Source organism: Shewanella septentrionalis (assembly GCF_025370265.1).
Taxonomy (GTDB): Bacteria; Pseudomonadota; Gammaproteobacteria; order Enterobacterales; family Shewanellaceae; genus Shewanella; species Shewanella hafniensis.
On record NZ_JAMTCC010000016.1, the window covers coordinates 38908 to 64846 of the forward strand.

26 protein-coding genes are annotated in these 25939 nt (G+C 47.1%); 21 read left to right on the forward strand and 5 right to left on the reverse strand.

From position 1 onward, the window contains the following. Positions 1–76 precede the first annotated feature (76 nt). The 6 genes from NE536_RS10975 (at position 77) to NE536_RS11000 (ending at position 5431) form a co-directional block, all read left to right on the forward strand. On the forward strand, positions 77–1123 hold the full coding sequence (locus NE536_RS10975) for a PhoH family protein (protein WP_006082740.1): 1047 nt from the start codon (positions 77–79) through the stop codon (positions 1121–1123). After that, positions 1113–1574, forward strand: a complete 462-nt coding sequence (gene ybeY / locus NE536_RS10980; RefSeq protein ID WP_107948754.1) for an rRNA maturation RNase YbeY — start codon at positions 1113–1115, stop codon at positions 1572–1574. Before NE536_RS10975 ends, ybeY begins: the two co-directional genes overlap by 11 nt. Before the next feature lie 40 nt (positions 1575–1614). After that, entirely contained in the window at positions 1615–2490 is an 876-nt protein-coding gene (corC, locus tag NE536_RS10985; protein ID WP_006082742.1) for a CNNM family magnesium/cobalt transport protein CorC, read from the forward strand. A gap of 6 nt (positions 2491–2496) precedes the next feature. Continuing rightward, positions 2497–4071: an apolipoprotein N-acyltransferase gene (gene lnt / locus NE536_RS10990; RefSeq protein ID WP_261272701.1), complete on the forward strand. Its 1575-nt coding sequence runs from the start codon at positions 2497–2499 to the stop codon at positions 4069–4071. A 10-nt stretch (positions 4072–4081) separates the two neighbouring features. After that, complete coding sequence (locus tag NE536_RS10995) at positions 4082–4585, forward strand: pilus assembly FimT family protein (RefSeq protein WP_261272702.1); 504 nt, start codon at positions 4082–4084, stop codon at positions 4583–4585. Between the two features lie 186 nt (positions 4586–4771). Further along, positions 4772–5431: a class I SAM-dependent methyltransferase gene (locus NE536_RS11000; protein ID WP_261272703.1), complete on the forward strand. Its 660-nt coding sequence runs from the start codon at positions 4772–4774 to the stop codon at positions 5429–5431. A gap of 103 nt (positions 5432–5534) precedes the next feature. Here NE536_RS11000 and NE536_RS11005 read toward each other — a convergent pair whose 3' ends face one another. Then, positions 5535–6035 (reverse strand): zinc ribbon-containing protein, encoded by a 501-nt coding sequence (locus tag NE536_RS11005; RefSeq protein WP_028761474.1) that lies wholly within the window; start codon positions 6033–6035, stop codon positions 5535–5537. A 121-nt stretch (positions 6036–6156) separates the two neighbouring features. Here NE536_RS11005 and leuS point away from each other — a divergent pair, with 121 nt between their 5' ends. From leuS to lipA, 14 genes are all read left to right on the forward strand, one after another. Further along, a complete protein-coding gene (leuS, locus tag NE536_RS11010; protein ID WP_261272704.1) occupies positions 6157–8736 on the forward strand; it encodes a leucine--tRNA ligase in 2580 nt (859 codons plus the stop codon). Positions 8737–8905: 169 nt separating this feature from the next. Then, positions 8906–9400 carry an LPS-assembly lipoprotein LptE gene (locus tag NE536_RS11015; protein WP_006086960.1) on the forward strand — a complete coding sequence of 165 codons (495 nt, stop codon included), beginning with the start codon at positions 8906–8908 and terminating at the stop codon, positions 9398–9400. Positions 9401–9453: 53 nt separating this feature from the next. Next, the gene (gene holA / locus NE536_RS11020) at positions 9454–10485 is read left to right on the forward strand and encodes a DNA polymerase III subunit delta (RefSeq protein WP_261272705.1); all 1032 of its coding nucleotides are present in this window, start codon (positions 9454–9456) and stop codon (positions 10483–10485) included. Between the two features lie 24 nt (positions 10486–10509). Beyond that, entirely contained in the window at positions 10510–11157 is a 648-nt protein-coding gene (gene nadD, locus NE536_RS11025; RefSeq protein WP_261272706.1) for a nicotinate-nucleotide adenylyltransferase, read from the forward strand. Positions 11158–11264: 107 nt separating this feature from the next. Next, positions 11265–11594, forward strand: coding sequence for a ribosome silencing factor (gene rsfS, locus NE536_RS11030; protein ID WP_106651371.1), 330 nt, complete (start codon positions 11265–11267; stop codon positions 11592–11594). Continuing rightward, on the forward strand, positions 11594–12064 hold the full coding sequence (gene rlmH, locus NE536_RS11035; RefSeq protein ID WP_006082752.1) for a 23S rRNA (pseudouridine(1915)-N(3))-methyltransferase RlmH: 471 nt from the start codon (positions 11594–11596) through the stop codon (positions 12062–12064). The genes rsfS and rlmH overlap by 1 nt, the downstream gene beginning before the upstream one ends. 61 nt (positions 12065–12125) lie before the next feature. Beyond that, positions 12126–13982, forward strand: coding sequence for a penicillin-binding protein 2 (mrdA, locus tag NE536_RS11040; RefSeq protein WP_106651372.1), 1857 nt, complete (start codon positions 12126–12128; stop codon positions 13980–13982). After that, the gene (rodA, locus tag NE536_RS11045; RefSeq protein ID WP_261272707.1) at positions 13979–15085 is read left to right on the forward strand and encodes a rod shape-determining protein RodA; all 1107 of its coding nucleotides are present in this window, start codon (positions 13979–13981) and stop codon (positions 15083–15085) included. The genes mrdA and rodA overlap by 4 nt, the downstream gene beginning before the upstream one ends. Positions 15086–15101: 16 nt before the next feature. Beyond that, complete coding sequence (gene mltB, locus NE536_RS11050) at positions 15102–16172, forward strand: lytic murein transglycosylase B (RefSeq protein WP_220590934.1); 1071 nt, start codon at positions 15102–15104, stop codon at positions 16170–16172. Next, complete coding sequence (locus NE536_RS11055) at positions 16156–16989, forward strand: septal ring lytic transglycosylase RlpA family protein (RefSeq protein WP_261272708.1); 834 nt, start codon at positions 16156–16158, stop codon at positions 16987–16989. Before mltB ends, NE536_RS11055 begins: the two co-directional genes overlap by 17 nt. A gap of 141 nt (positions 16990–17130) precedes the next feature. Further along, positions 17131–18306, forward strand: a complete 1176-nt coding sequence (locus NE536_RS11060) for a serine hydrolase (RefSeq protein WP_012089944.1) — start codon at positions 17131–17133, stop codon at positions 18304–18306. Between the two features lie 121 nt (positions 18307–18427). Further along, entirely contained in the window at positions 18428–18694 is a 267-nt protein-coding gene (gene ybeD / locus NE536_RS11065) for a DUF493 family protein YbeD (protein WP_006082758.1), read from the forward strand. A gap of 92 nt (positions 18695–18786) precedes the next feature. Beyond that, positions 18787–19440 (forward strand): lipoyl(octanoyl) transferase LipB, encoded by a 654-nt coding sequence (lipB, locus tag NE536_RS11070; protein ID WP_261272709.1) that lies wholly within the window; start codon positions 18787–18789, stop codon positions 19438–19440. After that, positions 19437–20402, forward strand: coding sequence for a lipoyl synthase (lipA, locus tag NE536_RS11075; protein ID WP_261272710.1), 966 nt, complete (start codon positions 19437–19439; stop codon positions 20400–20402). The genes lipB and lipA overlap by 4 nt, the downstream gene beginning before the upstream one ends. Positions 20403–20594: 192 nt before the next feature. On the opposite strand, the gene rimI is transcribed toward lipA, so the two are convergent. Together rimI and NE536_RS11085 are read right to left on the reverse strand one after the other, a co-directional pair. Beyond that, the gene (gene rimI, locus NE536_RS11080) at positions 20595–21143 is read right to left on the reverse strand and encodes a ribosomal protein S18-alanine N-acetyltransferase (protein ID WP_425347531.1); all 549 of its coding nucleotides are present in this window, start codon (positions 21141–21143) and stop codon (positions 20595–20597) included. A gap of 48 nt (positions 21144–21191) precedes the next feature. Continuing rightward, complete coding sequence (locus NE536_RS11085; RefSeq protein ID WP_261272711.1) at positions 21192–21557, reverse strand: DNA polymerase III subunit psi; 366 nt, start codon at positions 21555–21557, stop codon at positions 21192–21194. A gap of 253 nt (positions 21558–21810) precedes the next feature. On the opposite strand from NE536_RS11085, the gene dpsA reads away from it, so the two are divergent. Then, on the forward strand, positions 21811–22278 hold the full coding sequence (gene dpsA, locus NE536_RS11090; protein ID WP_006082763.1) for a DNA starvation/stationary phase protection protein DpsA: 468 nt from the start codon (positions 21811–21813) through the stop codon (positions 22276–22278). A 139-nt stretch (positions 22279–22417) separates the two neighbouring features. Here the strand turns inward: dpsA and NE536_RS11095 are convergent, their stop codons facing one another. Together NE536_RS11095 and NE536_RS11100 are read right to left on the reverse strand one after the other, a co-directional pair. Then, positions 22418–23731, reverse strand: a complete 1314-nt coding sequence (locus NE536_RS11095) for an acetyltransferase domain-containing protein (protein WP_261272712.1) — start codon at positions 23729–23731, stop codon at positions 22418–22420. Beyond that, a complete protein-coding gene (locus NE536_RS11100) occupies positions 23721–25883 on the reverse strand; it encodes a TonB-dependent siderophore receptor (RefSeq protein WP_261272713.1) in 2163 nt (720 codons plus the stop codon). The genes NE536_RS11095 and NE536_RS11100 overlap by 11 nt, the downstream gene beginning before the upstream one ends. Positions 25884–25939 lie beyond the last annotated feature (56 nt).

A 25939-nucleotide genomic window follows, 5' to 3' on the forward strand; every position in this document is an offset into this window, starting at 1 on the left:
CTCGTAAACTAAAATTATCTTGCGATGGTTAACCAACCTCGTACCTTGCTTTCTTATTCGCTATTGGGAGTGCTATTTGTCCAGTAAATTAACTACCATGAATCTGTATCTCGAACCCGCAGAAACACGCCGTTTGGCTTCACTGTGCGGTCCATTCGATGACAATATCAAGCAGATAGAACGTCGCGTTGGCGTTGAAATCGTCCGTAAAAACAATCATTTCCAGATCACCGGACTGCCACGCAATTGTTTAAGCGCCAACAACTTACTAAAAGAACTCTACATCGAGACCCAAACGGTTAAAGGCAGCACGCCCGATCTTGAGCCTGAACAAGTCCATATCGCCATTCAAGAAGCCATCGCCCTAGAGCAAGAAGACGCGAGCGACGACAGCAGCATTAATATCAAAACTCGCCGCGGCGTTATTAAGCCACGCAATCCAAACCAAAGCTTATATGTGGCCAATATTGTTCGCCACGACATTACCTTTGGTATCGGCCCTGCGGGAACCGGCAAAACCTACCTTGCGGTAGCAGCGGCAGTAGATGCGTTAGAACGCCAAGAAGTACGCCGAATTTTGCTGACTCGCCCAGCGGTAGAAGCGGGTGAAAAACTTGGTTTCTTACCCGGTGATTTGAGTCAAAAGGTCGATCCTTATTTACGTCCACTTTATGACGCACTATTCGAAATGCTCGGCTTTGAAAAAGTGGAACGCTTAATCGAAAAAAATGTAATAGAAGTGGCGCCGCTTGCCTATATGCGCGGTCGTACCTTGAACGATGCCTTTATTATTCTCGATGAAAGCCAAAACACCACAATCGAGCAAATGAAGATGTTCCTTACCCGTATCGGCTTTAATTCCCGCGCGGTGATCACAGGCGACATTACGCAAACCGACTTGCCTAAACATCAAAAGTCCGGCTTACGCCACGCGATTGAAGTGTTAAGCCAAGTAGAAGAAATCAGCTTTAACTTTTTCGTCTCCCAAGACGTCGTGCGCCATCCTGTGGTTGCTCGCATCGTCGAAGCCTATGAGGCTTTTGATTTAAAAGAGCAAACCTTAAAGGCCAAGAAAGAAAGCCAATACCAGAAACAACAGGAAGCCGCAGCACATGAGTCTTGATTTAGCCTTAGATATTCAACATGCCACCACCTGCGACTGGTTGCCAACGGACGAGCAATTCGCCCTTTGGGTCACAACCGCGATTGGCAATAGCATGGATGAAGCTGAATTAACTATACGTATAGTCGACAGCCGCGAGAGTCAGATGCTCAATAGCACCTACCGCGGCAAAGACAAACCGACCAATGTGTTGTCATTTCCCTTTGAGGCACCGCCAGAAATTGAACTTCCTTTACTAGGAGATCTTGTCATTTGCGCGGCAGTCGTTGAAAATGAAGCCCGTGAGCAACAAAAAACCTTAGAAGCGCACTGGGCACACATGGTTGTACATGGTTGCTTGCATCTGCTAGGGTATGATCACATCGAAGATGAAGAAGCTGAAGAGATGGAGTCGTTAGAGACCCAACTCATTGAAGGCTTAGGCTTTACTGACCCATATAAGGAACAATAGTTAGCTAAGATAATCCCTATCAAAAGCTAATGAGAAAACTATGAGTGACGATATCCCCCCGAGTACGAACGCCCACAAGAAAGGTTGGTTTGATAGAGTAAGTCAGCTATTTCAGGGCGAACCTCAAAATCGCGAAGATTTAGTCGATGTGATTGATGGTGCAGAACAGCGCGATCTGATCACTCAAGACACCCGCGAGATGATAAAAGGTGTATTAGACGTTTCTGATATGCGTGTTCGGGATATCATGATCCCAAGAGCTCAAATTGTCGCCCTCCAGATAGACAACTCGGTCGAAGAATTACTCGCCACTGTGATTGGTTCAGGTCACTCGCGCTTCCCCGTCGTTAACGAAGATAAAGACCATATCGAAGGCATATTACTTGCTAAAGATTTGATCCCTTACGGTTTCTCCAACAGCGATGAGCCCTTCTCACTGGACCGCGTGATCCGTCCTGCTGTGGTTGTACCCGAAAGCAAACGCGTAGATGTATTGCTAAAAGAATTTCGCTCACAGCGCTACCATATGGCGATTGTGGTCGATGAATACGGCGGTGTGTCAGGTCTGGTGACTATCGAAGATATTTTGGAAGAAATTGTCGGTGAGATTGAAGACGAATTCGACCACGATAGCACGGAAGAAACCGAGATCCGCAAAGTCGGCAACACGGTTTATATGGTTAAGGCCTTGACGCCAATCGAAGATTTCAACGAAGAATTCAATACTGAATTCAGCGATGAAGAGTTTGATACCGTCGGTGGCTTAGTCTCACACGCCTTTGGCCATCTGCCAGAACGCAACGAGAGCATCATCATTGAAGGCATTGAATTTAAAGTCATCAATGCTGACACAAGGCGTTTAATCCAACTCAGAGTTAAACTCCCCGATCCTAATACTGGCGAAGACGTAGAATAATCACTCGTGCTAAAACAAATCCGGGCTTTTGCCCAACAAAAGTCCCGACCTAGTGCTTTGAGACTCGTACTGGCATTTGCCCTTGGCGCCAGTACGGCGCTTTCATTTGCGCCCTATTCCATTTGGATAATCTATCCGTTTGCCATGGCGATTGCCCTCTGGCATAGCCGAGCGCTTGACGCTAAGGCGAGCTTTTACTATTGGTTAAGCTTTGGGTTTGGCTGTTTTGCCGTAGGGATCAGTTGGGTACATGTGAGTATGGATACCTTTGGTGGTATGCCGCTCATCGCCTCTGTTGGCTTGATGGCCTTGTTGGCTTTGTACTTAGCCTTATATCCGGCACTAACAGGTTTAGCGCTGGCTTGGTTAACTAAAACACTCTGTAAAAATGGCGAAACCACGTTTAGCCTTTGGCGTAATCTCGCCCTCTTCCCCGCCCTGTGGACCTTGACCGAATGGGCTCGTGGCTGGGTGATGACAGGTTTCCCCTGGTTATGGGCAGGTTACTCGCAAACCCAAGGGCCGCTAAAACCCCTTGCCAGTATCATAGGCGCACTCGGGTTAAGCTTAGTGCTGGCCATGCTCGCTGGTGCATTAGCCCTTTGTTTTACTAAGCGTTATAAGAGTTTACTGCTTTTACTGCCGCTCTGTATTCTGGCCGTTTGGGCTGCACCTAAGGTTTCCGACATTCATCCTACGGGTGAAAATGTTAAAGTGGCACTGGTGCAAGGCAATATTCCCCAAAGCATGAAGTGGGAACCCGACGCCCTGTGGCCTACCCTATTAAAATACATGGATTTATCCCGCGAACATTTTGATGCCGATATCATTGTTTGGCCTGAAGCCGCTATTCCGGCACCTGAATATAAGGTGCAAGAATTTTTAGATAACGCTAATAAAGTCGCCAATCTAAACCATACCTCAATTATCACTGGCATTATTAGCCATCAAAACAATGAGTTTTATAATTCATTGATTGTGCTTGGTAATCATAATCAGAAACAACAAGCAGGCCCTGACTATGAGGGCGATGGTAGCAATCAATTTAAGAAACATCATCTGTTGCCGATTGGCGAGTTTGTGCCCTTTGAAGCGCTGCTGCGCCCGATTGCGCCTTTCTTTAATTTGCCTATGTCCTCCTTTGCCAGAGGCGAATATCAACAGCCGAACCTAAGTGCCCTAGGCCATAAAATCGCGCCCGCGATTTGTTATGAAATTGCCTTCCCTGAGCAATTACGCGACAGCATTAATCAAGGGACAGATATACTGTTAACTGTCTCAAATGACGCTTGGTTTGGTAGTTCAAACGGCCCATTACAACATATGGAAATCGCCCAAATGCGCGCAGTTGAATTGGGGCGCCCTTTATTGCGGGCAACCAACAATGGCGTGACAGCGGTAGTCGATGAGCATGGCAATATCACTGCATCCTTACCCCAGTTTGAAACAGGTGTGCTAAGCGCAACCATTCCCTTGGTGACAGGCCAAACTTGGTTCGCAAAATTAGGTCAAACACCCCTGCTGCTGCTCTGTGGCTTACTGGTATTACTCGGCTTTGGCCGACGTGTAAAAGCGCAATAGGATCGAGACCATGCATTACCCAATCAATAAACAAGATGCGGCTGGCTTTACCTTGATTGAACTGGTCGTGGTGATTATTGTACTTGGGATCTTGGCAGTGATTGCCGCGCCTAAATTTATCGGTTTGAGTAAAGAGGCTCGGGTACAAACCCTGAGCCAATTACAGGCCAGCGTAAAAACCGCCAACACACTGGCCTACTCCAAAACGCAAATGCCCAGCCTGCGAAGCCAAGCCGTTGCAGGCCGTGACGATATTATTGATATCGACCTCAATGGTGATGGCACGCCCGATACCAGATTGAAATGGGGTTACCTCGATAATACCGATGTGGAAAACTGGATCACCTCAGATGATAAGCTCATCATTCAATATCAAGGCGTTGATATCACTTACATAGGTTACGATCTTAACAACAATACCTTAGTAAATGACGATCAATGCTATTTCCGCTACACCCAAGCTAGCGACGCCAGCACCCCGCCGCTATATGATATCAACTCCCAAGGTTGTTAGGCTAACACTCAGTTAACCTGTGTTATCCCACAATTATCTGCGAATAGATTAGGCTGATTGCGCGTTACACGTTAAGGTGAACGATTAGACGTGGCCTTATACCAATCATAGTTAGTGTGTCTGCATAGCCAATAGATTGGTACCATTACCTCGTTCCTTAACCAAGGTACACATCAAGGCAACTCTATGGCACTGCTTCGCGTGCGCTACCAAACCCACGAGTTTGGCGATCTCGATATTCATGTCAGAACCCTAAGAGACAATCAGGAATTTGAAGACATCGATGGAGAAGCTGAAAAGCTCGGTATTTCCTCCGCAACTTGGCCGTTATTTGGCATAGTCTGGCCATCGAGCCAAGTGCTCTCACACCACATGGCAGACTACAAGATTGGCAATAAACGTATTCTTGAAGTGGGCTGTGGTATTGGGCTCGCGAGTCTAGTGCTCAACCATAGGCACGCCGATATCACGGCAACAGACTATCACCCAGAATCAGGAAATTTCCTTAAGCAGAATGTCGATTTAAATCATGGTCGGGCGATCCCGTTTGTGCGCACTGGCTGGGCAGATGCACAAACTAATTTAGGTTTATTTGATCTCATTATCGGCAGCGATCTCTTGTACGAACAAGAACATGCCGATCTCTTATCACAATTTATTGAGCAACATGCTAAACCAATTTGTGATGTAGTCTTAGTCGATCCAGGCCGTGGTAATCATGCAAAATTCAGTAAACGTATGGTCACCTTAGGTTACGAACACACGCAACATAAACCCATTCACACTGAATTTTTATTGGCGCCCTTTGGCGGTCAAATCCTCAACTACTCTCGTACCAATAATTGATACAACAGCCTAATTAATGCAGATATGAGCCATTTAGGTCTAATAGAACTCAAAAAAAACGACGCTGAGGCGTCGTTTTAGCTGCATAACATCATCACCTTGATTAAGGCGTTAGCGGCTCGCGGGTAAATTCTTCGTGATCACACTCAGGGCAATCTGGGATGGGACTTGGAAATTCAATACTCATTTCATTGCCACAGTTAGTGCACACCATGATGCCCTGATTCACTATGTCACCACTCTTGTAGTAGCCTTGGTGCTTAAAATCTTGCGTTAACTCATGCCATTCGACTTGGCTGCGGTCGGTGATTTCACTGAGCCAATGCCAAAGCGTATTCTCTAAAGTAATCACGGTTGGGCTATGACTCAAACTATCCGCGTTCTGCTCACGGAGAAAACTCGTAATATCACGCTTTAAGAATTGTTCGACTAAAGCGAGTTCATCTTCCCCGGCCTGTTCTTTAAGACGTAAATACTCCTTACCTTGAGTGACAGAATTGAATAAGTTCTTTACAGTCATAGTGTTATCTTCTGCAAATTGAGATTTCACTTCGGTAATTAAGGCTTGATACAGTCCTAGTAACGCGTTACTTCTATCATTCATAACCAATACTCCTTCATACGAACCTTTTTAATGCATCGCTTCTAGTTTATTCTATGCAGATCTTACTCGCGCTGATATGGCGTTAGATCCAATAATAGGCGGCACTGCCGGAAATAGAGTGATGCAAGAGCAATATAATCCCTCAGAAATTGAAGCCTTAGTGCAAAAGCACTGGCATGACAACAAAACCTTCGAAGTCACTGAAGACGCAAACAAAGAAAAGTTTTATTGCCTTTCGATGTTTCCGTACCCTTCTGGCAGACTCCACATGGGACACGTACGCAACTATACCATAGGTGACGTAGTTGCACGCTTTCAACGTCTTCAAGGCAAAAACGTGCTCCAGCCTATTGGTTGGGACTCCTTTGGTTTACCCGCAGAAAATGCCGCGATTAACAACAAGACTGCGCCTGCGCCATGGACCTATGAAAACATAGAATACATGAAGAACCAGCTTAAATTGCTGGGTTTTGGTTACGATTGGAGCCGTGAAATCGCCACTTGTACCCCTGAATATTATCGCTGGGAACAATGGTTCTTCACTAAGTTGTACGAGAAAGGCCTAGTCTACAAAAAGACAGCCTCGGTCAACTGGTGTCCAAACGATGAAACTGTACTGGCGAACGAGCAAGTTCAAGACGGTTGCTGCTGGCGCTGTGATACCCCTGTGGAACAAAAAGAAATTCCACAGTGGTTCATTAAGATCACTGCCTATGCAGAAGAATTATTAAACGATATCGATACCTTAGATGGTTGGCCTGATCAGGTCAAAACCATGCAACGTAACTGGATTGGTCGCAGCGAAGGTGTAGAAATGGCCTTCGGCGTCGCAGGCCACGATAAAAGCTTCGATATCTATACCACGCGTCCTGATACCTTTATGGGCGTGACCTATGTGGCGATTGCCGCAGGTCATCCATTAGCTGAAATCGCCGCGCAAACGAATCCTGAGCTTGCCGCCTTTATCGATGAGTGCAAAAACAGCACAACATCAGAAGCCGAACTCGCGACCATGGAAAAACGCGGTGTCGCCACAGGGCTTTTCGCCATTCATCCTATCACTGGCAAGCAAGTGCCGATTTGGGCAGCTAACTTTGTGTTGATGAACTATGGTACCGGCGCTGTGATGTCAGTTCCAGGCCACGATCAACGTGACTTCGAATTTGCGAAAAAATACGGTCTGGCGATTGAAGCTGTGATCAAGCCAGTTGATGGCGACGTTGATATCAGCGAAGCCGCATATACCGAAAAAGGCGTACTGTTTAACTCGGGAGAGTTTGACGGTTTAGACTTTGAAGCAGGCTTTAATGCCATCGCTAATAAGTTAGTCGCCGAAGGTAAAGGCAAGCGCCAAGTCAACTATCGCCTACGCGATTGGGGTGTTTCACGTCAGCGTTATTGGGGCGCACCCATCCCTATGGTGACCTTAGCCGACGGCACTGTGATCCCAACGCCAGCAGATCAACTGCCAGTATTACTGCCAGAAGATGTCGTAATGGACGGTATTCAAAGCCCAATCAAGGCCGATAAAGAATGGGCGAAAACCCAAGTCAACGGTCAAGATGCGCTGCGCGAAACCGATACCTTCGATACCTTTATGGAATCGTCTTGGTATTACGCCCGTTACTGCAGTCCGCATGCAGAGGAAATGTTAGATCCTGCTAAAGCCAACTACTGGCTACCCGTGGATCAATACATTGGCGGTATCGAACACGCGTGTATGCATTTGTTATATTTCCGCTTCTTCCACAAGTTACTGCGTGATGCAGGTCTGGTTAACTCTAACGAGCCTGCCAAACAACTGCTGACTCAAGGTATGGTGCTGGCAGATGCCTTCTACTACATCAACGAAAAAGGCGCCCGTGTTTGGGTTTCTCCACTAGATGTAGCGACCACAGAAAAAGACGACAAGGGCCGTATTACTAAGGCTATCGACAAAGACGGCAACGAGCTGGTTTATACCGGCATGAGCAAGATGTCTAAGTCGAAAAACAACGGTATCGATCCTCAAGTCATGGTTGAAAAATACGGCGCCGATACCGTTCGCCTATTTATGATGTTCGCCTCACCACCAGAATTAACTCTGGAATGGCAAGAGTCTGGCGTTGAAGGCGCACACCGCTTCATTAAACGTCTGTGGAAACTGGCAAACGAGCATGTGAACCAAGCTAACAGCGAAGCCTTAGATGTCAGCACGTTAACAAGTGACCAAAAAGCGCTGCGCCGTGAAGTCCACAAGACGATTGCTAAAGTGACCGACGATATCGGCCGCCGTCAGATGTTCAACACTGCGGTTGCCGCCGTGATGGAACTGATGAACCATCTGCAAAAAGCGCCACAAACCACAGGTCAAGACAACGCCATTATCGGCGAAGCCTTATCAGCCATAGTGCGTTTGCTGTACCCTATCATTCCGCATGTGAGCTTTAACCTGTGGAACGAGTTAGGCAATGCTAGCAACATCGAAGACAGCCAATGGCCAGTCGTTGATGAAGCTGCGCTAGTTGAAGACAGCAAACTCATCGTTGTGCAAGTTAACGGTAAAGTTCGCGCAAAAATCACAGTGGCTGCCGATGCTGATAAAGAATCAGTAGAAGCCTTAGGCATGAGTGATGAGCACGTGATCAAATACCTAGACGGCCTGACTGTGCGTAAAGTGATCTATGTGCCGGGCAAACTGCTTAGCATAGTGGCCAATTAACCGCTGCTAATAACTAGCTATACCCTAAGTTATTGAAGTGGCAGCAAGGCGGCAATTAACAACAGCCCATGAGCTTAAGTTTTCTAAGTGATTGGGTTACTTGAAAGCCGCCAACAAAGCTGCCGCTTCAAGCCAGCAGGTATACAACGAATAGGAAACCGCGAAATCTATGCTAATCAAACGCATATGCTTCGCAATCATGGCGCTAGTGATTATGACCAGCGCCGGTTGCGGTTTTAAGCTTCAACGCAGTTATCAGATCCCCGATGTTCTCAATCATTTGAGTTTGAGCAGCGCGGATGAATACAGCGAACTCACCCGTTTGGTGCGTGAACGCCTGCGCTTGAACAATATCCAAGTTGTCGACGCCGCCGATGACGTTCCAGTATTAAGGTTAATCACCGACTCCCTAGAACGCTCGACCTTATCTTTATACCCCACAGGTAACGTCGCCGAGTATGAGCTGATTTATTTAGTCGAATTTGCTGTGGCATTGCCGGGCAAAGAAGCGCAGCCTTTCAAGGTTGAAATTCGCCGCGACTACTTAGACGATCCACGTACCGCATTGGCAAAGAGTCGTGAAATGGAATTGCTGACGAAGGAAATGCGTATCCAAGCTGCGGATCGTATTCTGCAAGCGATGGCCAGTACTGAGGTGAATTAATGCGGGCCATCAATTCAATGCGGATAATCTACTAAATGCGGACAATCTACTAAATGAGAGTCTATCCCGATCAACTCTCCCGCCACCTTAACCAATTATTTCCTTGTTATCTGATTTTTGGTGATGATCCTTGGTTGATTGAAACCACCAAAGATCAGATCCGCCAATTCGCCAAGCGTCAGGGATTCGATGAAAAAGTCCAACTCATTCAAGAGACGGGCTTTAATTGGAACGACCTGACTCAGGAATGGCAGGCCATGAGCCTGTTTTCCAGTAAACGCTTAATTGAGCTAACGCTTCCCCAAGCTAAGCCCGGTGCCGAAGGCTCAAGCACACTGCAAGCCCTATTGCAGACGCCCAATCCCGATATGCTGTTGATTATCGAAGGGCCAAAGCTCGCCAACGAGCAAACCAACAGCAAATGGTTTAAGACCTTAGATGCCCATGGCATATATCTACCCTGCGCTACACCAGAGGGCGATCAGTTTATGCGCTGGCTCGATGGCCGCATCAAGCACTTTAAGCTCAATCTGCAGCCGGATGCCCGCGCTATGTTGCATTCGCTTTATGAAGGCAATTTACTGGCTGCCGATCAAGCCATGCAGTTGCTGCAACTCCTGAGTCCAACAAATCCCGTCAGTGCCGATGAACTGAGCCACTATTTTGAGGATCAGTCGCGCTTCACCGTATTCCAACTCACGGATGCATTACTGAATAATAAACAGGATAGCGCGCAGCACATGCTGGCCCAGCTCAATGGCGAAGGCACAGCCTTACCTATCCTGCTGTGGGCCTTGTTTAAAGAGCTCGGCTTATTATTCAATTTGAAATGCGAGCAAGCCCAAGGCGTCGCGCTGAGTGCACTCTGGGGTAAGCATCGTATTTGGGATAAGCGTAAGCCACTGTATCAAGCGGCGCTGCAACGACTTAACCTTGAACAACTTGAACATATGCTCGCCCTCGCTTCGAAGCTTGAGCTCAATTTAAAGCAGCAGGGTAAAGAGGATTGGACTGGGCTGAGCCACCTGTGTCTGTTATTTGATCCTAGAGCCCATCGGCATCTGGCACATATAGCCATAGACTAATCATAAGTTAACCAAAGAGTTGATATGCGCATTGGCATTTTAGGCGGCACCTTCGACCCGATACACTATGGTCATATCCGTCCGGCGATGGAAGTGAAACACGCATTAGCCTTGGATAAAATCCTGCTGATGCCGAACCATATTCCGCCCCATAAACAGCAGCCTAACTTAACCACAGCGCAGCGCCTCAAGATGGTTGCCGATGTCTGCTCGCAGCTTGATGGCTTTGAGCTGTGCGATATCGAGGCAAAGCGCGACACGCCTTCCTACACAGTTATCACCCTTGAGCAACTGAAAGCCTTACATCCTAAAGACGAACTGTTTTTTATCATGGGGATGGACTCTTTCATCCAATTACAAAGCTGGCATGAGTGGCAACGCTTGTTCGACTTTGCCCACCTCGTTGTCTGCCAGCGTCCGGGCTGGCAGCTCGATGCCGAGCATCCTATGCAGCAAATATTAACGGCCCGCAGTCAAGCCCAAGCACTCGCAGAGCATGCTGCTAACCCCGCCCATAGAAATGGTGGGCAGATTTTCCCTGTGACAATTACGCCACAGGATATTTCCTCGACGCACATTCGTGAGCAACTGGCAAAAAGCGAAATCCCCGCCGATTTACTCATGCCCGTCACGCTAGATTACATCCAAAATCAACGACTTTACTTACCTTAGCTCGAAACGTAAGCAGATATCGCCCACTCAACTGCCAATGGCAATGTATTCCGGCAAGCAACACTGGTATACTACCGCGCTATTTAAAATTAATGAGGTACGCCAGCGTGCAGAGCGCGGAATTAAAACAGTTTGTTGTCGACAAGATCGACGACTTAAAAGCCAGAGACGTTGTTGTTCTGGATGTCAGCAAGCAATCTAACATCACTGACTACATGGTCATATGTTCAGGTACATCAAAGACTCACGTTAAAGCTATCGCTGAAAACCTTGTGGTTGAAGCGAAGCAAGCCGGTATTCCACCTTTAGGTGTTGAAGGCCGTGAAAGCAGCGAATGGGTTCTTGTGGACATGGGCGATGTGATCCTGCACGTTATGCAAGATCAAACCCGTGATTTCTACCAGCTTGAAAAGCTCTGGTCAGAAAAGCAAGACTGATGAAGTTACAGCTCATCGCAGTAGGAACACGGATGCCCGATTGGGTTACCCGTGGTTTCGAAGAATACCAGCGCCGTTTTCCCCGTGATATGGCGCTGGAGCTTATCGAAATACCCGCTGGAAAGCGGGGGAAAAATGCCGACATTGTCCGGATCCTTCAAAAAGAAGGCGAACAAATGTTGGCGGCCATTCCCAAAGGCAATCATATTGTTAGCTTAGATCTCCCCGGAAAAAACTGGACGACCCCCGAGCTTGCAACCGCGTTGACTAAATGGCAACTCGATGGTCGCGACGTCAGTTTACTGATCGGCGGACCTGAAGGATTAGCGCCAGCTTGCAAAGAAGCGGCAAACCAAAGTTGGTGCCTATCGGCATTAACCTTACCTCATCCCTTAGTTAGGGTTGTAGTCGCCGAAAGTTTGTACCGCGCGTGGAGCGTGAACACGAATCACCCCTACCATAGAGAATAGCGGGATCTTGATGTTAACGAGTGTCAACCACCCGTCATGGGATCAGCCGGAGATAGCATAAGTGTCGCCAAAAAAGCGGATAACAATGCATGATCACGCCGCCGAGGCGTCTCTTTTTAAGCGCCGAGCGCTATTCACTTTTTTTTGCGTTTTCGCCCTATTAAGCGTATTAGTCACCAACCTTTATCATTTACAGGTTGAATCCTATAAGGATTATGCAACTCGCTCGAATGATAATCGCATTCGTGTTGTTCCCATTGCTCCTAGTCGCGGCCTCATTTACGATCGTAACGGCGTGCTGTTAGCCGAAAACTTACCCTTCTATTCCCTCGATCTGGTTCCTGAAAAAATCAGTAACATGTCAGAGACCTTAGATGAGCTCGGCAAGTTAATTGAGATCAGTGAAGATGAACGCGAAACCTTTACCGAAGCGCTGAAATTTCATCGCCGCTTCAAACCACTGACGCTCAAAAACCAGCTCACCGAAGAGCAAGTGGCGATTTTCAGTGTTAACCAACATAAATTCCCAGGCATTTCCGTCGAAGCGGGTCTGAAGCGTAATTATCCCTACGGCGCGCAAATCACCCATGTGCTGGGTTATGTTGGCAAGATTAACACCCGAGACAGAGCCCAGTTAGAGCGCAGCGATCTGTGGAAAAACTATGCGGCCACCAAGGACATTGGTAAGCAAGGCATTGAAAAGTTTTATGAATCCCTACTGCATGGCAAACCGGGTCACTTAGAAGAAGAAGTGAACAACCGCGGCCGCGCAATTCGTACCTTAAAAATAGTACCGCCAGAGCCGGGACAAGATATTTACCTGACCTTAGATCTCAAGCTGCAACAAAAAGCGGTTGAGCTACTCACAGGTTTGCGTGGTTCTATTGTCGCAATCGATCCCCGTGATGGTGGGGTTTTAGCTATGGTATCGAGTCCAAGCTATGATCCAAACCAATTTGTGCAAGGGATTAATAACAAAGATTACAGCGCCTTGCTCAATGATAAATCACGACCTTTGATCAACCGTGCAACCCAAGGCCAATATGCGCCAGCATCAACCATTAAGCCACATCTCGGACTTTTAGGGCTTGATGAAAAAGTCATTACCGAGAGCACCCGCGTATGGGACCCAGGTTTTTGGCAGATTCCTGGTGTTGAACGTAAGTACCGCGACTGGAAACGCTGGGGACACGGCTGGGTTAACGTCTACAGTGCCATTACTGAATCCTGTGATACCTTCTTCTACGAACTCGCCTATAAAGTCGGTGTCGACCATATTGCCCGCTTTATGGAACAATTTGGTTTTGGTCAAAATACTGGTATCGATATCTTTGAAGAATCGGCTGGCAACATGCCATCCAAAGAATGGAAACGCTTGAAATACAATCAAGCTTGGTATATAGGTGACACCATTTCCGTCGGCATCGGCCAAGGTTATTGGACGGCAACCCCATTACAATTGGCGAATGCAGTAGGCATTATGGCGAATAAGGGCCGTCGTTTCCCGCCGCATCTGCTGAGATCGATTAAAGACAATACTGCCAAAATTGACTCTCCGATTAATGAGTTACCACCAATCGAACTTAAAAACCCCCGTAACTGGAATATCATTAACGAAGCGATGCGCCAGACGGCACATAAGTCACGTTTCACTGATGCCACTTACACCGCCGCAATGAAAACCGGCACGGCGCAGGTCATTGGCGTGGCCGAAAATACCAAATATGATGCAAATAAAATTGCCGAACATTTCCGCGATAATGCCTTAGTTGTGGCCTATGCGCCCTTCGAAGATCCTAAAATCGTCCTCGCCGTCGTGATGGAAAACGCAGGATGGGGTGGCGCAAATGCTGGCCCAGTCGCCCGCGCCATGCTCGATGAATATATGCTTAGAGATACTTGGAAACCGCAGCCATGAGTAGCCATAGCCAATATCAAAACATCTGGCAACGCTTGCACATAGACTTGCCATTATTGCTCGGCCTATTGGCTGTCATGGGCTTTGGCCTGTTCGTCATCTATTCTGCCAGCGGCGAAGATTTAGAGATGATGGAGCGGCAGCTATTCCGTATGGTGTTGTCGCTCGGCATTATGTTCACTATGGCTCAGATCAATCCTGAGGCGCTTAAACGCTGGGTCCTACCCATTTATCTGGCGGGGATTGTCTTGCTGCTCGGGGTACATTTTTTCGGTGAAATTAACAAAGGCGCACAACGCTGGTTGAACTTAGGCTTTATGGAGTTTCAACCCTCAGAACTGATTAAGCTTGCCTTCCCCATCACAATGGCTTGGTATATAAGTAAGTTCCCTCTGCCGCCGAAGAAACGCTATCTTGCTGGTGCTGCTGTAATCTTACTGGTGCCGACTCTGCTTATCGCGAAACAACCCGACCTCGGTACCTCGATTCTGGTGGCCGCATCGGGGATTTTCGTGTTGTTTTTATCGGGCATGAGTTGGATCATTGTCGGCGGTTTTATCGCGGCAGTACTCGCCTTCCTACCTATTCTTTGGTATTTCTTGATGCACGATTACCAAAGAACGCGGGTATTAACCTTACTCGATCCTGAGCAAGATCCATTGGGGGCGGGTTATCACATTATTCAGTCGAAAATCGCGATTGGCTCCGGCGGACTTTGGGGCAAAGGCTGGCTCGACGGTACACAATCGCAACTTGAATTTATCCCCGAGCGCCATACCGATTTTATCTTTGCGGTGATCGGTGAAGAATTTGGCTTAATTGGCAGTATCTTACTGTTAATTATGTACCTTTATATTATTGGCCGCGGCTTAGTCATTGCTTCGCGCGCCCAAACCAGTTTCGCTCGACTACTCGCAGGTAGTATCACGCTGACCTTTTTCGTTTATGTTTTTGTGAATATTGGCATGGTTTCAGGTATCCTGCCCGTGGTCGGTGTACCACTGCCCCTTGTCAGTTACGGTGGAACCTCCATGCTGACATTGATGACAGGGTTTGGCATTCTTATGAGCATTCATACCCATAGACGTTTCGTAGATAGATAATTTTTAGGGACTTTTCATGCCTACTCTCCGAGCTTTTTTAGCTCCACTCGGCTTACTGTGTTTAAGCTCATGCTTAGTCGCCTGTACCACGGCGAACGAACCGACACCCGCGCAGGCACCCGCTCCAAGCACGCCAGTGGCGCCGGCCGCTGAAATCGCGCCCACAATTCCCGCTGAACTTAAAGAAGAGTTTATCCAAACTCAAGTAAAACAAGGTTTTACTCGAGCAGAAGTGCTCGCTTTTCTCGATAAAGCAACATACAACCAAGGGGTTATCGATGCAATGACCCGCCCATGGGAAGCAAAACCTTGGCATGTGTATTATCCCATCTTCTTAACCGAGAAACGCCTCGACGCTGGTCTCGCCTTTTGGAAAAAACACGAGAAAACCATCGCAAAAGCGGCGGCCAAGTACCAAGTTGATCCACAGATTATTGTCGCCATCATCGGCATTGAAACCTTCTACGGCCAATACACGGGCAATTATCCAGTGATTGATGCCCTCTATACCTTAGGTTTTCACTATCCGCCGCGCGCCACCTTTTTCCGTAAGGAATTTGGCGAGCTGATGAAATTAGTGAAAGAAGAACATTTAGATATCGATACCCTCAAGGGCTCCTACGCGGGCGCTATGGGTTATGGGCAGTTTATTCCCTCTAGTTACCGCCATTACGCGGTTGATTTCGATGGCAGCGGCAATCGCGATCTATTACAAAGTCCAGAGGATGCTATCGGCAGTGTGGCCAATTATTTCCATGAACACGGTTGGCAAGCCAATGCGCCGGTCGCTTTACCGTTAGTCAATAACAGCAAAGCAGCACCTAAAGCGAAAGTGTGGGCAGGTGAAAAGCTGAACTATAAAGTTGCAGATATTTTAACGCCGACCTTAGCCCTCGCCGATGCGCGGGACTTAGATGTTTCGCAAAAAGCCTTATTGATTGAGCTAGAACAAGCCGATCACAGTGACTACTGGCTTGGCTTAAATAACTTTTACGTGATCACTCGCTATAATCGTAGCCCTTTGTATTCAATGGCCGTTTATCAATTTAGCCAGCAATTAAAGGAACAGCATGCCTCTAAAAAATAATTTTTTACAGCTTGCCGCCTTAGTTATGTGCTTCGCCCTTGCGGCGTGTTCTTCGAGCCCAAACAACGCCAGCAAGAAAAATATGGACCCGAACAAGGGCCGTTATTCGCTGAAGAATGACAAGCTGCCACTGAATCCACCGAATGTGGATAATGTGCCGAACGCGACGCCTAAGTACGAGCCCTATAGCCGCCGTGGCAACAAACCCTATACGGTTTACGGTGAGTCTTATACTGTGATGAACACGGGCCAAGGCTTTAGTGAAACTGGCCGCGCCTCTTGGTATGGTGAAAAATTCCATGGCTACGAAACCTCTAATGGCGAGCCCTATGACATGTATTCTATGTCTGGCGCCCATAAGACACTGCCACTGCCGAGTTACGCTCGGATCACTAACTTAGAGAACAATAAGCAAGTGATCATTCGCATCAACGACCGTGGGCCATTCCACTCAGATCGCATTCTCGATGTCTCCTACGCCGCCGCCTATAAACTCGGCATGCTCGGCAAAGGTACGGCGCGGATCAAACTGGATGTGGTTTATATTGGCAGTGTTGCGGCCACTAATTCGGCCGTAGCCAGCGCTCAAGATACGGGCAATCATTACATTCAGTTAGTGGCCTCCAAAGATAAAGCCAAACTCAATGCCATGGCGAAGAATCTTGAACAGAAATATCAGGTCAAGACCCGTGTACAAGCGGCAAACAATATGTTTAGACTACAGCTCGGCCCCATAGGTCAGCCAGAGTTAGCCGACAAGCTACTCAATAACGTCAAGCAAAACGGTTTTCCTGAGGGCTATATCGTCCATGAATAATGGCCGTTTGCTCTGATCAGAATTGATTTAAAAATAGAGATGAAGGAACCTTCACTAAAACCCACTGTCGGAAAGTGGTACACTGTTGAAGATCTTCTCGAATCCTTTCCATTTCATACAACTAAAAGACGTGCCAAGTTAATGATGAATTTTGTAAAAAGTCCCATTAAAACATTGCTGCTAATTTCCAGTGCCTCTCTCCCCGTTTATGCTGCGCAGCCTATTATTACACCTGATGCACCTTCAGTAGCCGCCAAGGCGTTCGTATTGATGGATTATAATTCGGGTCAGATTATCGCTGAAAGTAACGCTTATGAAAGCCTTAACCCAGCAAGTTTAACTAAGATGATGACCAGTTACGTGATCGGTCAAGAAATCAAAGCGGGCAATGTCTCCGTTGATGATGATGTGACTATCAGTAAAAATGCTTGGTCTAAAAACTTCTCAGACTCTTCTAAGATGTTCATTGAAGTGGGCACTACGGTTAAAGTGGGCGATCTAAACCGCGGTATCATCATTCAATCGGGTAACGATGCGTGTGTGGCGATGGCCGAGCACATTGCCGGTACAGAAGGCGCCTTCGTTGACATGATGAACTCATGGGCGAAGCAACTGGGGATGCGTGATAGCTACTTCGAAAACGCCCACGGTTTAGATGCAGAAAACCACAAATCCACCGCCTATGATATGGCATTACTGGGCGCAGCGTTAATCCGCGACGTGCCAGATGAATACCACATCTATAGCGAAAAATTCTATACATTCAATGGTATCAAACAATACAACCGTAATGGTTTATTGTGGGATAACAGCATGAACGTGGACGGTATCAAAACCGGTCACACCTCAGGTGCGGGCTACAACTTAGTGGCATCGGCAACCAAAGACGGCATGCGTTTAATTTCAGTGGTGATGGGCACTCAAAGTGAATCAGCCCGTAAAGCTGAAAGTAAGAAATTACTGACCTATGGCTTCCGTTTCTTCGAAACCGTAACACCATACAAGGCGGGCGATAGCTTTATCACTCAGCAAATTTGGTACGGCGACAAGAGCACGGTTGATTTAGGCGTGGCAACTGACACACCTATCACCATCAGCCGTGGCCGTGGTAAAGACTTGAAAGCTAACTTCGAGCTGACTAAGCCATTAGATGCACCGTTGAAAAAAGGTGAAACTGTTGGCCGTCTATTCTTCCAACTTGATGGTAAAGACATCGCCCAGTTCCCACTGGTGACGTTGCAAGAAGTCAACGAAGGCAGCTGGTTTAGTAAATTAGTAGATTACTTTAAGCAGATGTTTTCTGGGTGGTTTAGCTAAGCTAAGTCACATAAATAAAGCCACCTTCGGGTGGCTTTATTTTTTTGGGGAGTGCATCGCCCTTGAATCGGGTATAATCGTCACCATATATATCCCAATATAGCCGCTAAGAGTACTGAGTATGTTAGACACTAAATTTGATGAACTGATGGATTTCCCCTGCGCATTTCCTTTTAAGGTCGTCGGTGAAGCCCATGAAACGTTAACTGACAAAGTTGTGGCTGTGGTACAGAAACATGCACCAGGTGATTACTCACCGTCGACCAAAACGTCGAGCAAAGGCAGCTATCACTCCATCACGATTCGCGTGACAGTCACCAGCAAAGATCATATCGAGATATTGTACACTGAACTTGCCGCCATCGAAGGTGTACGCCGCGTACTATAAATATTCCTCAAGGCCATGAAATGTGATCTGTCTTACATTTATGGCCAATAAGCGTATAATAGCCCACTCATTTCTAAGGGGAGAGGTTGCCCTTGCAAGACACGACTTTGCACATTCGACATCTTGGAAAACAAGATTACGAATCAGTGTGGCATGCGATGCAGCATTACACTGATACGCGCGACAGCGAAAGCCATGATGAACTGTGGATTGTCGAACATCCGCCCGTGTTTACCCAAGGCCAAGCCGGCAAAAGCGAGCATATTTTAAATGCTGGCGATATTCCGGTTATCCAAGTGGACCGCGGCGGTCAAGTCACTTACCACGGCCCAGGCCAACTAGTGGTATATCCTCTTCTCGATATAAAACGTAGTAAAGTCGGCGTACGTCAACTCGTCACCCATATAGAGCAAAGCATTGTCGATATGCTCGCCAAGTACGACATTAACGCTTATGCCAAGGCAGATGCGCCAGGCGTATATGTGGATGAACGCAAAATCGCCTCCCTAGGATTACGCATTCGTAAAGGCTGTTCATTCCATGGATTAGCACTCAATGTCGACATGGATCTGGCGCCATTTCGCCGCATCAACCCTTGTGGTTATGCCGGTCTTGAAATGGTGCAATGCAAAGCGCTTGGCGGACCACAAACTGTGACTGAAGCGGGCGAGCAACTCACCATTACTTTTAGCCAATTACTGGGCTATCAACACCTAGTTCATCATCAAGGATTAGCAGCGTCATGAATAGGCCTGAACGTTTACAACCCGGAGTAAAATTAAGAGATGCCGATAAAGTGTCTCGTATTCCGGTCAAAATCGTCCCCTCAGAGCGCGACACTATGTTGCGTAAACCCGATTGGTTACGGGTTAAACTGCCGGCATCGAATCAACGCATTTTAGAGATCAAGCAAGCGCTGCGTAAAAATGGCCTGCACTCGGTCTGTGAAGAGGCATCTTGCCCTAACCTCGCAGAATGCTTTAACCACGGCACTGCGACCTTTATGATTTTGGGTGCGATTTGTACGCGTCGTTGCCCATTCTGCGACGTAGCCCATGGTCGTCCGCTTAAGCCTGACGCCGAAGAGCCGGTTAAATTGGCGCAAACAATCCGCGATATGAAGCTGAAATACGTGGTCATTACCTCGGTAGATCGTGATGATTTACGTGATGGTGGCGCCCAGCATTTTGCCGATTGTATCCGCGAAATTCGCAAACTGAATCCAGACATCAAGATCGAAACCTTAGTGCCTGATTTCCGTGGTCGTATCGATGCTGCCTTAGATATTTTATCGACTGAGCCGCCTGATGTGTTCAACCACAACTTAGAAACGGCGCCAATGCATTATCGTAAAGCGCGCCCAGGTGCGAATTACCAATGGTCGCTCGATCTGCTCAAACGCTTTAAAGAACGTCATCCAAATGTGCCCACTAAATCTGGCCTGATGATGGGACTGGGTGAGACCAACGACGAAATCGCTCAAGTATTACGTGACTTGCGCGCACACAACGTTGAAATGCTGACCTTAGGCCAATACCTACAGCCGTCTAAGTTCCACTTGCCAGTTGAACGTTATGTGCCACCAGCAGAGTTTGACGAGCTTAAAGCCTTAGCCGATGAGCTAGGTTTTACCCATGCAGCCTGTGGCCCATTAGTGCGCTCAAGCTACCATGCAGACTTGCAAGCCCAAGGTAAAGAAGTGAAATAACCTTCTGACTTAGATGCGGATAACCTTGATGCAAACTTCAGGTGATGCTGAATTTAAGTGATATAGAGTTCAGGGTTATCCAAATAAAAAACAGCGCTTAAGCGCTGTTTTTTTATGGAATTTTTTATGACTGCCGTTTATAAAAACTGTTAGCATTGCTATCGTTTTACGACATGAATGCAAATGCTCAGCTTATTCTTGGGTTATCGCTAAATCCATCAAGATAGCGTCTTCTTTACCGCCTGCTATTGGGTAGTAACCTTTGCGGCGTCCTGATTCAATAAAGCCGGCCTTTTGATATAAAGCGCGAGCGGCAAGATTGGACTCTCGCACTTCTAGCATAAGCACCACGGCGGCTGATGCCTTGGCCGAAGCCACCACAGCATTCAGTAATAACTTGCCGTAGCCTTTACCCTGCTGGCTTGGTAATAGGCAAATATCCAATAAAGTCACTTCATCAACAATTTGCTGCACTATTGCAAAGCCTAAAAGGCCATCAACCGAATCCGAAACTGAAGCTGCGTTAGGTTTCGCCTGCTTTAAACCTAGAACTCGGTATAAATGCCCGAAACAATCAGCAAGATTGCCCTCACTCATGGGGTGGCTATGGGCCATAGATTCAAGCTGCGCCATTTGAGGAACATCTTTAAGCGTGAGTGCCACAAGCTCAACAGGCAAACCTGCTGTCAATTGTGCTGCGAAGGGTGTTGTGAATAGACTATCTTCTGGTGGGATGTTCAACGCTGGTATTCCAAAGTATTGGTTATTAATGATATTTACGAGTAAAGATCAAGACTTGCTTGGAGCTTGGCCGCTAACTTGCTCGCGCCATTGGTAAATCTGCTGCCAGAGTGCGCTTTTAGCCTGCCAACCCACTAATAAATCGGCTAAGGGTTCAGATACTAACCATGCGGTGCGTGGCCTGACTTTATGGCGTCGCAAATCCCAGACAATCTGTTTACCCGTATGTGGCTCACAATCAAAATCACACTCTTCGCGTTTGACGTCGATAAGCTTTAGCACAGCTTCGATAAGCGGTTCAGCCTCGGGTAACTCACCGTTTTCATCCCAAATCACTAAATAAGGTTTCACCTTAGTGTCGCGCACTCGCCAAGTTGTCACATTCATGGCGGTTAAATAGGCTGATTTATTCATTAGGGTCAGTTTTATTCAATTCAAGTATCGACTCACAACATGCCGCTAGGATAGCAGTTCTGCCTAGGCATTGTTACTGCCATGCGGCTAAAGGAGTTGGGCACAAGCCGATTAATGGCAGCACAATTACGACATTTAACGCAGAAAAGTTCAATCGAATTTATAGATTTACAAAATCTAATTTACTCATTTTACATTTAATATCAGAAGATTAGACTGAATACACTCAGTAAGACAATAGCAGGAGAACGCCATGATTAACATAGGTATCAATCAAGCCAACAGAGAAGAAATCGCCGCTGGCCTTAACCAACTATTAGCCGACAGCTACAGCCTGTATCTTAAAACCCATAGCTTTCACTGGAACGTTACCGGCCCCATGTTCACTAGCCTGCATTTGCTATTTGAACAGCAGTATACTGAGCTTGCCCTTGCGGTCGACCTTATCGCAGAGCGAGTACGTGCATTAGGCGCCAGAGCGCTAGGGTCCTATTCGGCTTATGCCGCACTGACTGAAATTAAAGAAGATCAGGGCGTCACCAAAGCCGAAACCATGATCCGCGAATTGTTAAACGATCAAGAGTTAGTGATCCGTAATGCTAGAGCCCTGTATCCACTGGTGAATCAAGCTAATGATGAAGCCACTGCGGACTTGCTTACCCAGCGCATTCAACAGCATGAGAAAAATGCCTGGATGCTACGCAGCTTATTAACGGAATAATTCGCTAGCAGTATTATTTCGCTAACCAAAACAAAAAAGTCGCCAAGCGGTTACGCTTGGCGACTTTTCCTTTAAAGCGATATCACTCAAGTTTAGAAGTGCTTAGATTTAGAGGCACTTAAATTAGAGGCACTTAAATTTAGAGGTACTTAATCCAAGCCTGAGTACTGTGCTTTTTATATTCACTAAACCACTTAACGGGATAATACAGCGCAATAACTAACACGCCCGCGATTAACGAAATCCATCCCATACTATTCACCCCAAATAATTCACCATGGTTCGCACCAAAAATGAATTTCGCTAAGCTATAAAGCATTAATAACACGTACAAATGTAAGATATAGAAGAACATAGGTACTGAGCCAAACACAGACAACCCATGGCCGACTCGCGCTAATCTCTCACTACCACTCTCGCCCGCTTTTCCTGCTGATGAAAAGTGTCGCTCAAACACCACCAAGCAGAAAAACATGCCGCCTAAGGTCACCAGTAAAAAGCTTAATGATGGTGGGTATTTAGTTAAGTTGAGTACCGACATTAAGGTTTCACCCAAATGTGCCCCCGCCTGCCAAGGCAAGGTTTCGCCATAGATGTTAAACCCGCGTAGCAATGCAAAAAGTACCCAACAGCTTATCCCTAACTTCAGCAGTGTTTGCTGGCGCTGCGAAGCTTCAAGCGGATTAGCATTCGGTTTCTGACTGAAAATGGGCCCAGCGACATAACCCAGCAATATCACACCCATCCAAGGCAGCGCGGGATAACTCACTTTGATCTTAAGCGCCCCTTCACTGACAAGATATCCGCGGTCGTGCAATAGGGTCCATAGGCTATAAGCCCATTCACTCGGCTGAAAACCAATTGGCGTCAACAGATTATGGCCAAAAACAATCGCAAAGCCTAAAAGTGCCATCCAAGCTCTAGGCAGATTTATCAGCGCCGCCAGCGTTAACATGCTCAGGCCGATCACCCAAATGACCTGCAACCAAAGCGTGTGGTAGTTACCCATCCAAGAGATGTTAATCACTACAATTTCGAGCGCGATTAAAAACAAACCACGTTTAATCAAAAACGCCCGCGCTGAACGCGGCTCGCCATGACTGCGATTGGCATAAAGCCATGCTGAAACACCCGTTAGAAACACAAACACTGGCGCACAAAAATGCGCGGCAAAGCGGCTTAGAAACAGTCCCCAAGAGGTCGAACTCAAATCCATAGGGTCGCTCACCTGCATATGCAGGAAAAACCGTTCCCGCACATGGTCGAGCAGCATGATAAGCATCACCAGGCCGCGCATCATATCGATACTATTGATACGGCTACGGCCAATAGAACGACTCAGTTCTTGCTCAGCAAAACCTGACGGTAACTCAGGACGAGTGTTTATATTCGAGCAGATATTAGAACTGATATTAGAACGACTAATATTAGAACTACTAATATTAGAACTCATAGCTAACACTCACTTTAATGCTACATGGCTCACCGGGTACCGCCCAGAGCGCCGAATAACTGCTGGCGATATAGTGCTCATCTAGTAAGTTATCCAGATTGACGCCAAGGACGAAGTTGTCGCTCAGGTGAGTATTCATAAACACTCCAAGCAACTGATACGACGGTAATTGGAAACTCGGATCGGCAGAATCACCCAGACGAGAATCCACATATCGCCAACTCATGCCTAAATGTCCATCGATAGAAAATGCATTCAGATCCCGCTTCAGCATCACACTCGCAGTATGTTTTGGCACATTCACCAGTGGACTTCCCGCAGGAATAAGCACGCCCCAGTCTGGATTCAAGCTGTCGTTGGCAGTGCGGGTATTCAAATAGGCGTAGGATAATTTGGCCTGCAAATCCTCCGTCAGCTCGGCAACTAAATCGAGTTCAACGCCGCTACTTTTTGCTTTACCTAAGGTGGCAGAAAATCCGACATTGAGCGGATCTGAGGTCAAAATATTGCTCTTTTGTGCATCAAACACCGCCAAGCTGCCACTTACTGCTATGCCATTCTCAGCTAAGCCATTAAACCAATTGCCATTAAACTTCATCCCTAGCTCAACTGACTTGCTCTCTTCGGCTTCGAAGGGCTGACCTGCAAAGTCGGTTCCAGAAAGCGGTAAAAAGCCTTCAGAATAAGAACTATAGAAACTTAAGGCATCGGACCATAAATACACCAGACCCACTTTAGGGCTAACCCTGCTATCGTTTTGCTCTGATAACGTATTTTTAGCGACTTCACTGATATCTTGCTGATAGCTATCGAACCTTAACCCAAGGTGCAACTTCCACTTTTCAGTTAAATCCATTTGATCTTGCAGGTATGTGCCCCACGCCTTTTGGGTTTCGTTATTCTCATACAACAAACTCACCTCAGGCTGAGGCCCACCATATTGAGGCTCATAAATATCAATGGCATATTCGCCCTTTTGGCCGCGATAGCGATACAACCCCGTCTTTAAACTGTAGTGATAGGCATCGGCGCCGAGCTGCAAATTGTGGCGAATGAACCCCGTATCCACATGGCCACTTAACTCTAGACGCAGTGAATTATCCTCGGAGGCATAATCTCGGTATCTGTGCTGCCGGGTGAGCGTGCGACCATCATCAAATAGTGATTGCCGACCCTTTGCCAACTCGGCATCGGACGAATAGCCCTTCAAGCTAGAATCGCGATAGTTATAGCCCGCGGTGAGTGACCAATCATCATTTAATTCATAGTCATAGGTCAGCTGGTGCCCAGTGGCATTGACCACAGTTGCGCCATCATTAGGCTCACCTAAATAACGCGAGCGTGGCACAGTATTGATATCGTTGTTGAGCACAATAATGCCGCGATCGAATAACTGTTCCTGCTTGAGGTATTCCATTTCATAGAGTAGCGAGGCTTTATCGGAAATCTGCCAACGCACTGACGGCGTGACGATTTTTTTATAGCTGAACACATGATCGCGAAAACTATCGTGTTCCTGCCACGCGCCGTTAATTCGAAATGCCACATTGTCGGTCAAGCCGGAAGTCACATCTCCCTCTAATCGATATTGATCGAAACTCCCTGCCGATGCCTTTAAATAACCACTGGTTTGATACTGAGGTTTCTTAGTCACAATATTGACTGTACCGCCGGGCTCTGAGCGACCATAAAGCGCCGAACCAGGGCCTTTTAAGATCTCCACGTAGGCCACATTCGATAAATCTCTATGACCACTAAAACCTCGACCACCATTAAAGCCATTGATTAAATAGCCCGATGGCATGTTTTCATTACCCGGAAAGCCGCGCAGAGAAAAGCTATCCCATAAACCGCCGCCATTGTTTTGCCGCGCCACACTGGCGGAATAATCCAGTACATCTTGAAACCGCGTCAGCCCCGCATCTTTTATCAATTGCTCATCTAACACACTTATCGCTTGCGGAAGTTCAGTTGCAGACACATTGCCACGGTAAGCTTGGCGATAGTGGATACTTAAACGCTCAATGTCAGTCTCTAAAATAGCATTACCAGATTGAGCATCCTCCGCAGCCAACAGCATTGAAATAGGATTGAGCACAAACAAGGCGCCCAGCAAAAGCGCAGCGCGCTTGGGAATATAAAAAGAGGTCATTTTCACTCCGAAAATAAACAGCATCGGCGCCTTAGCTAAGCCAAGGCGCTCAAAGT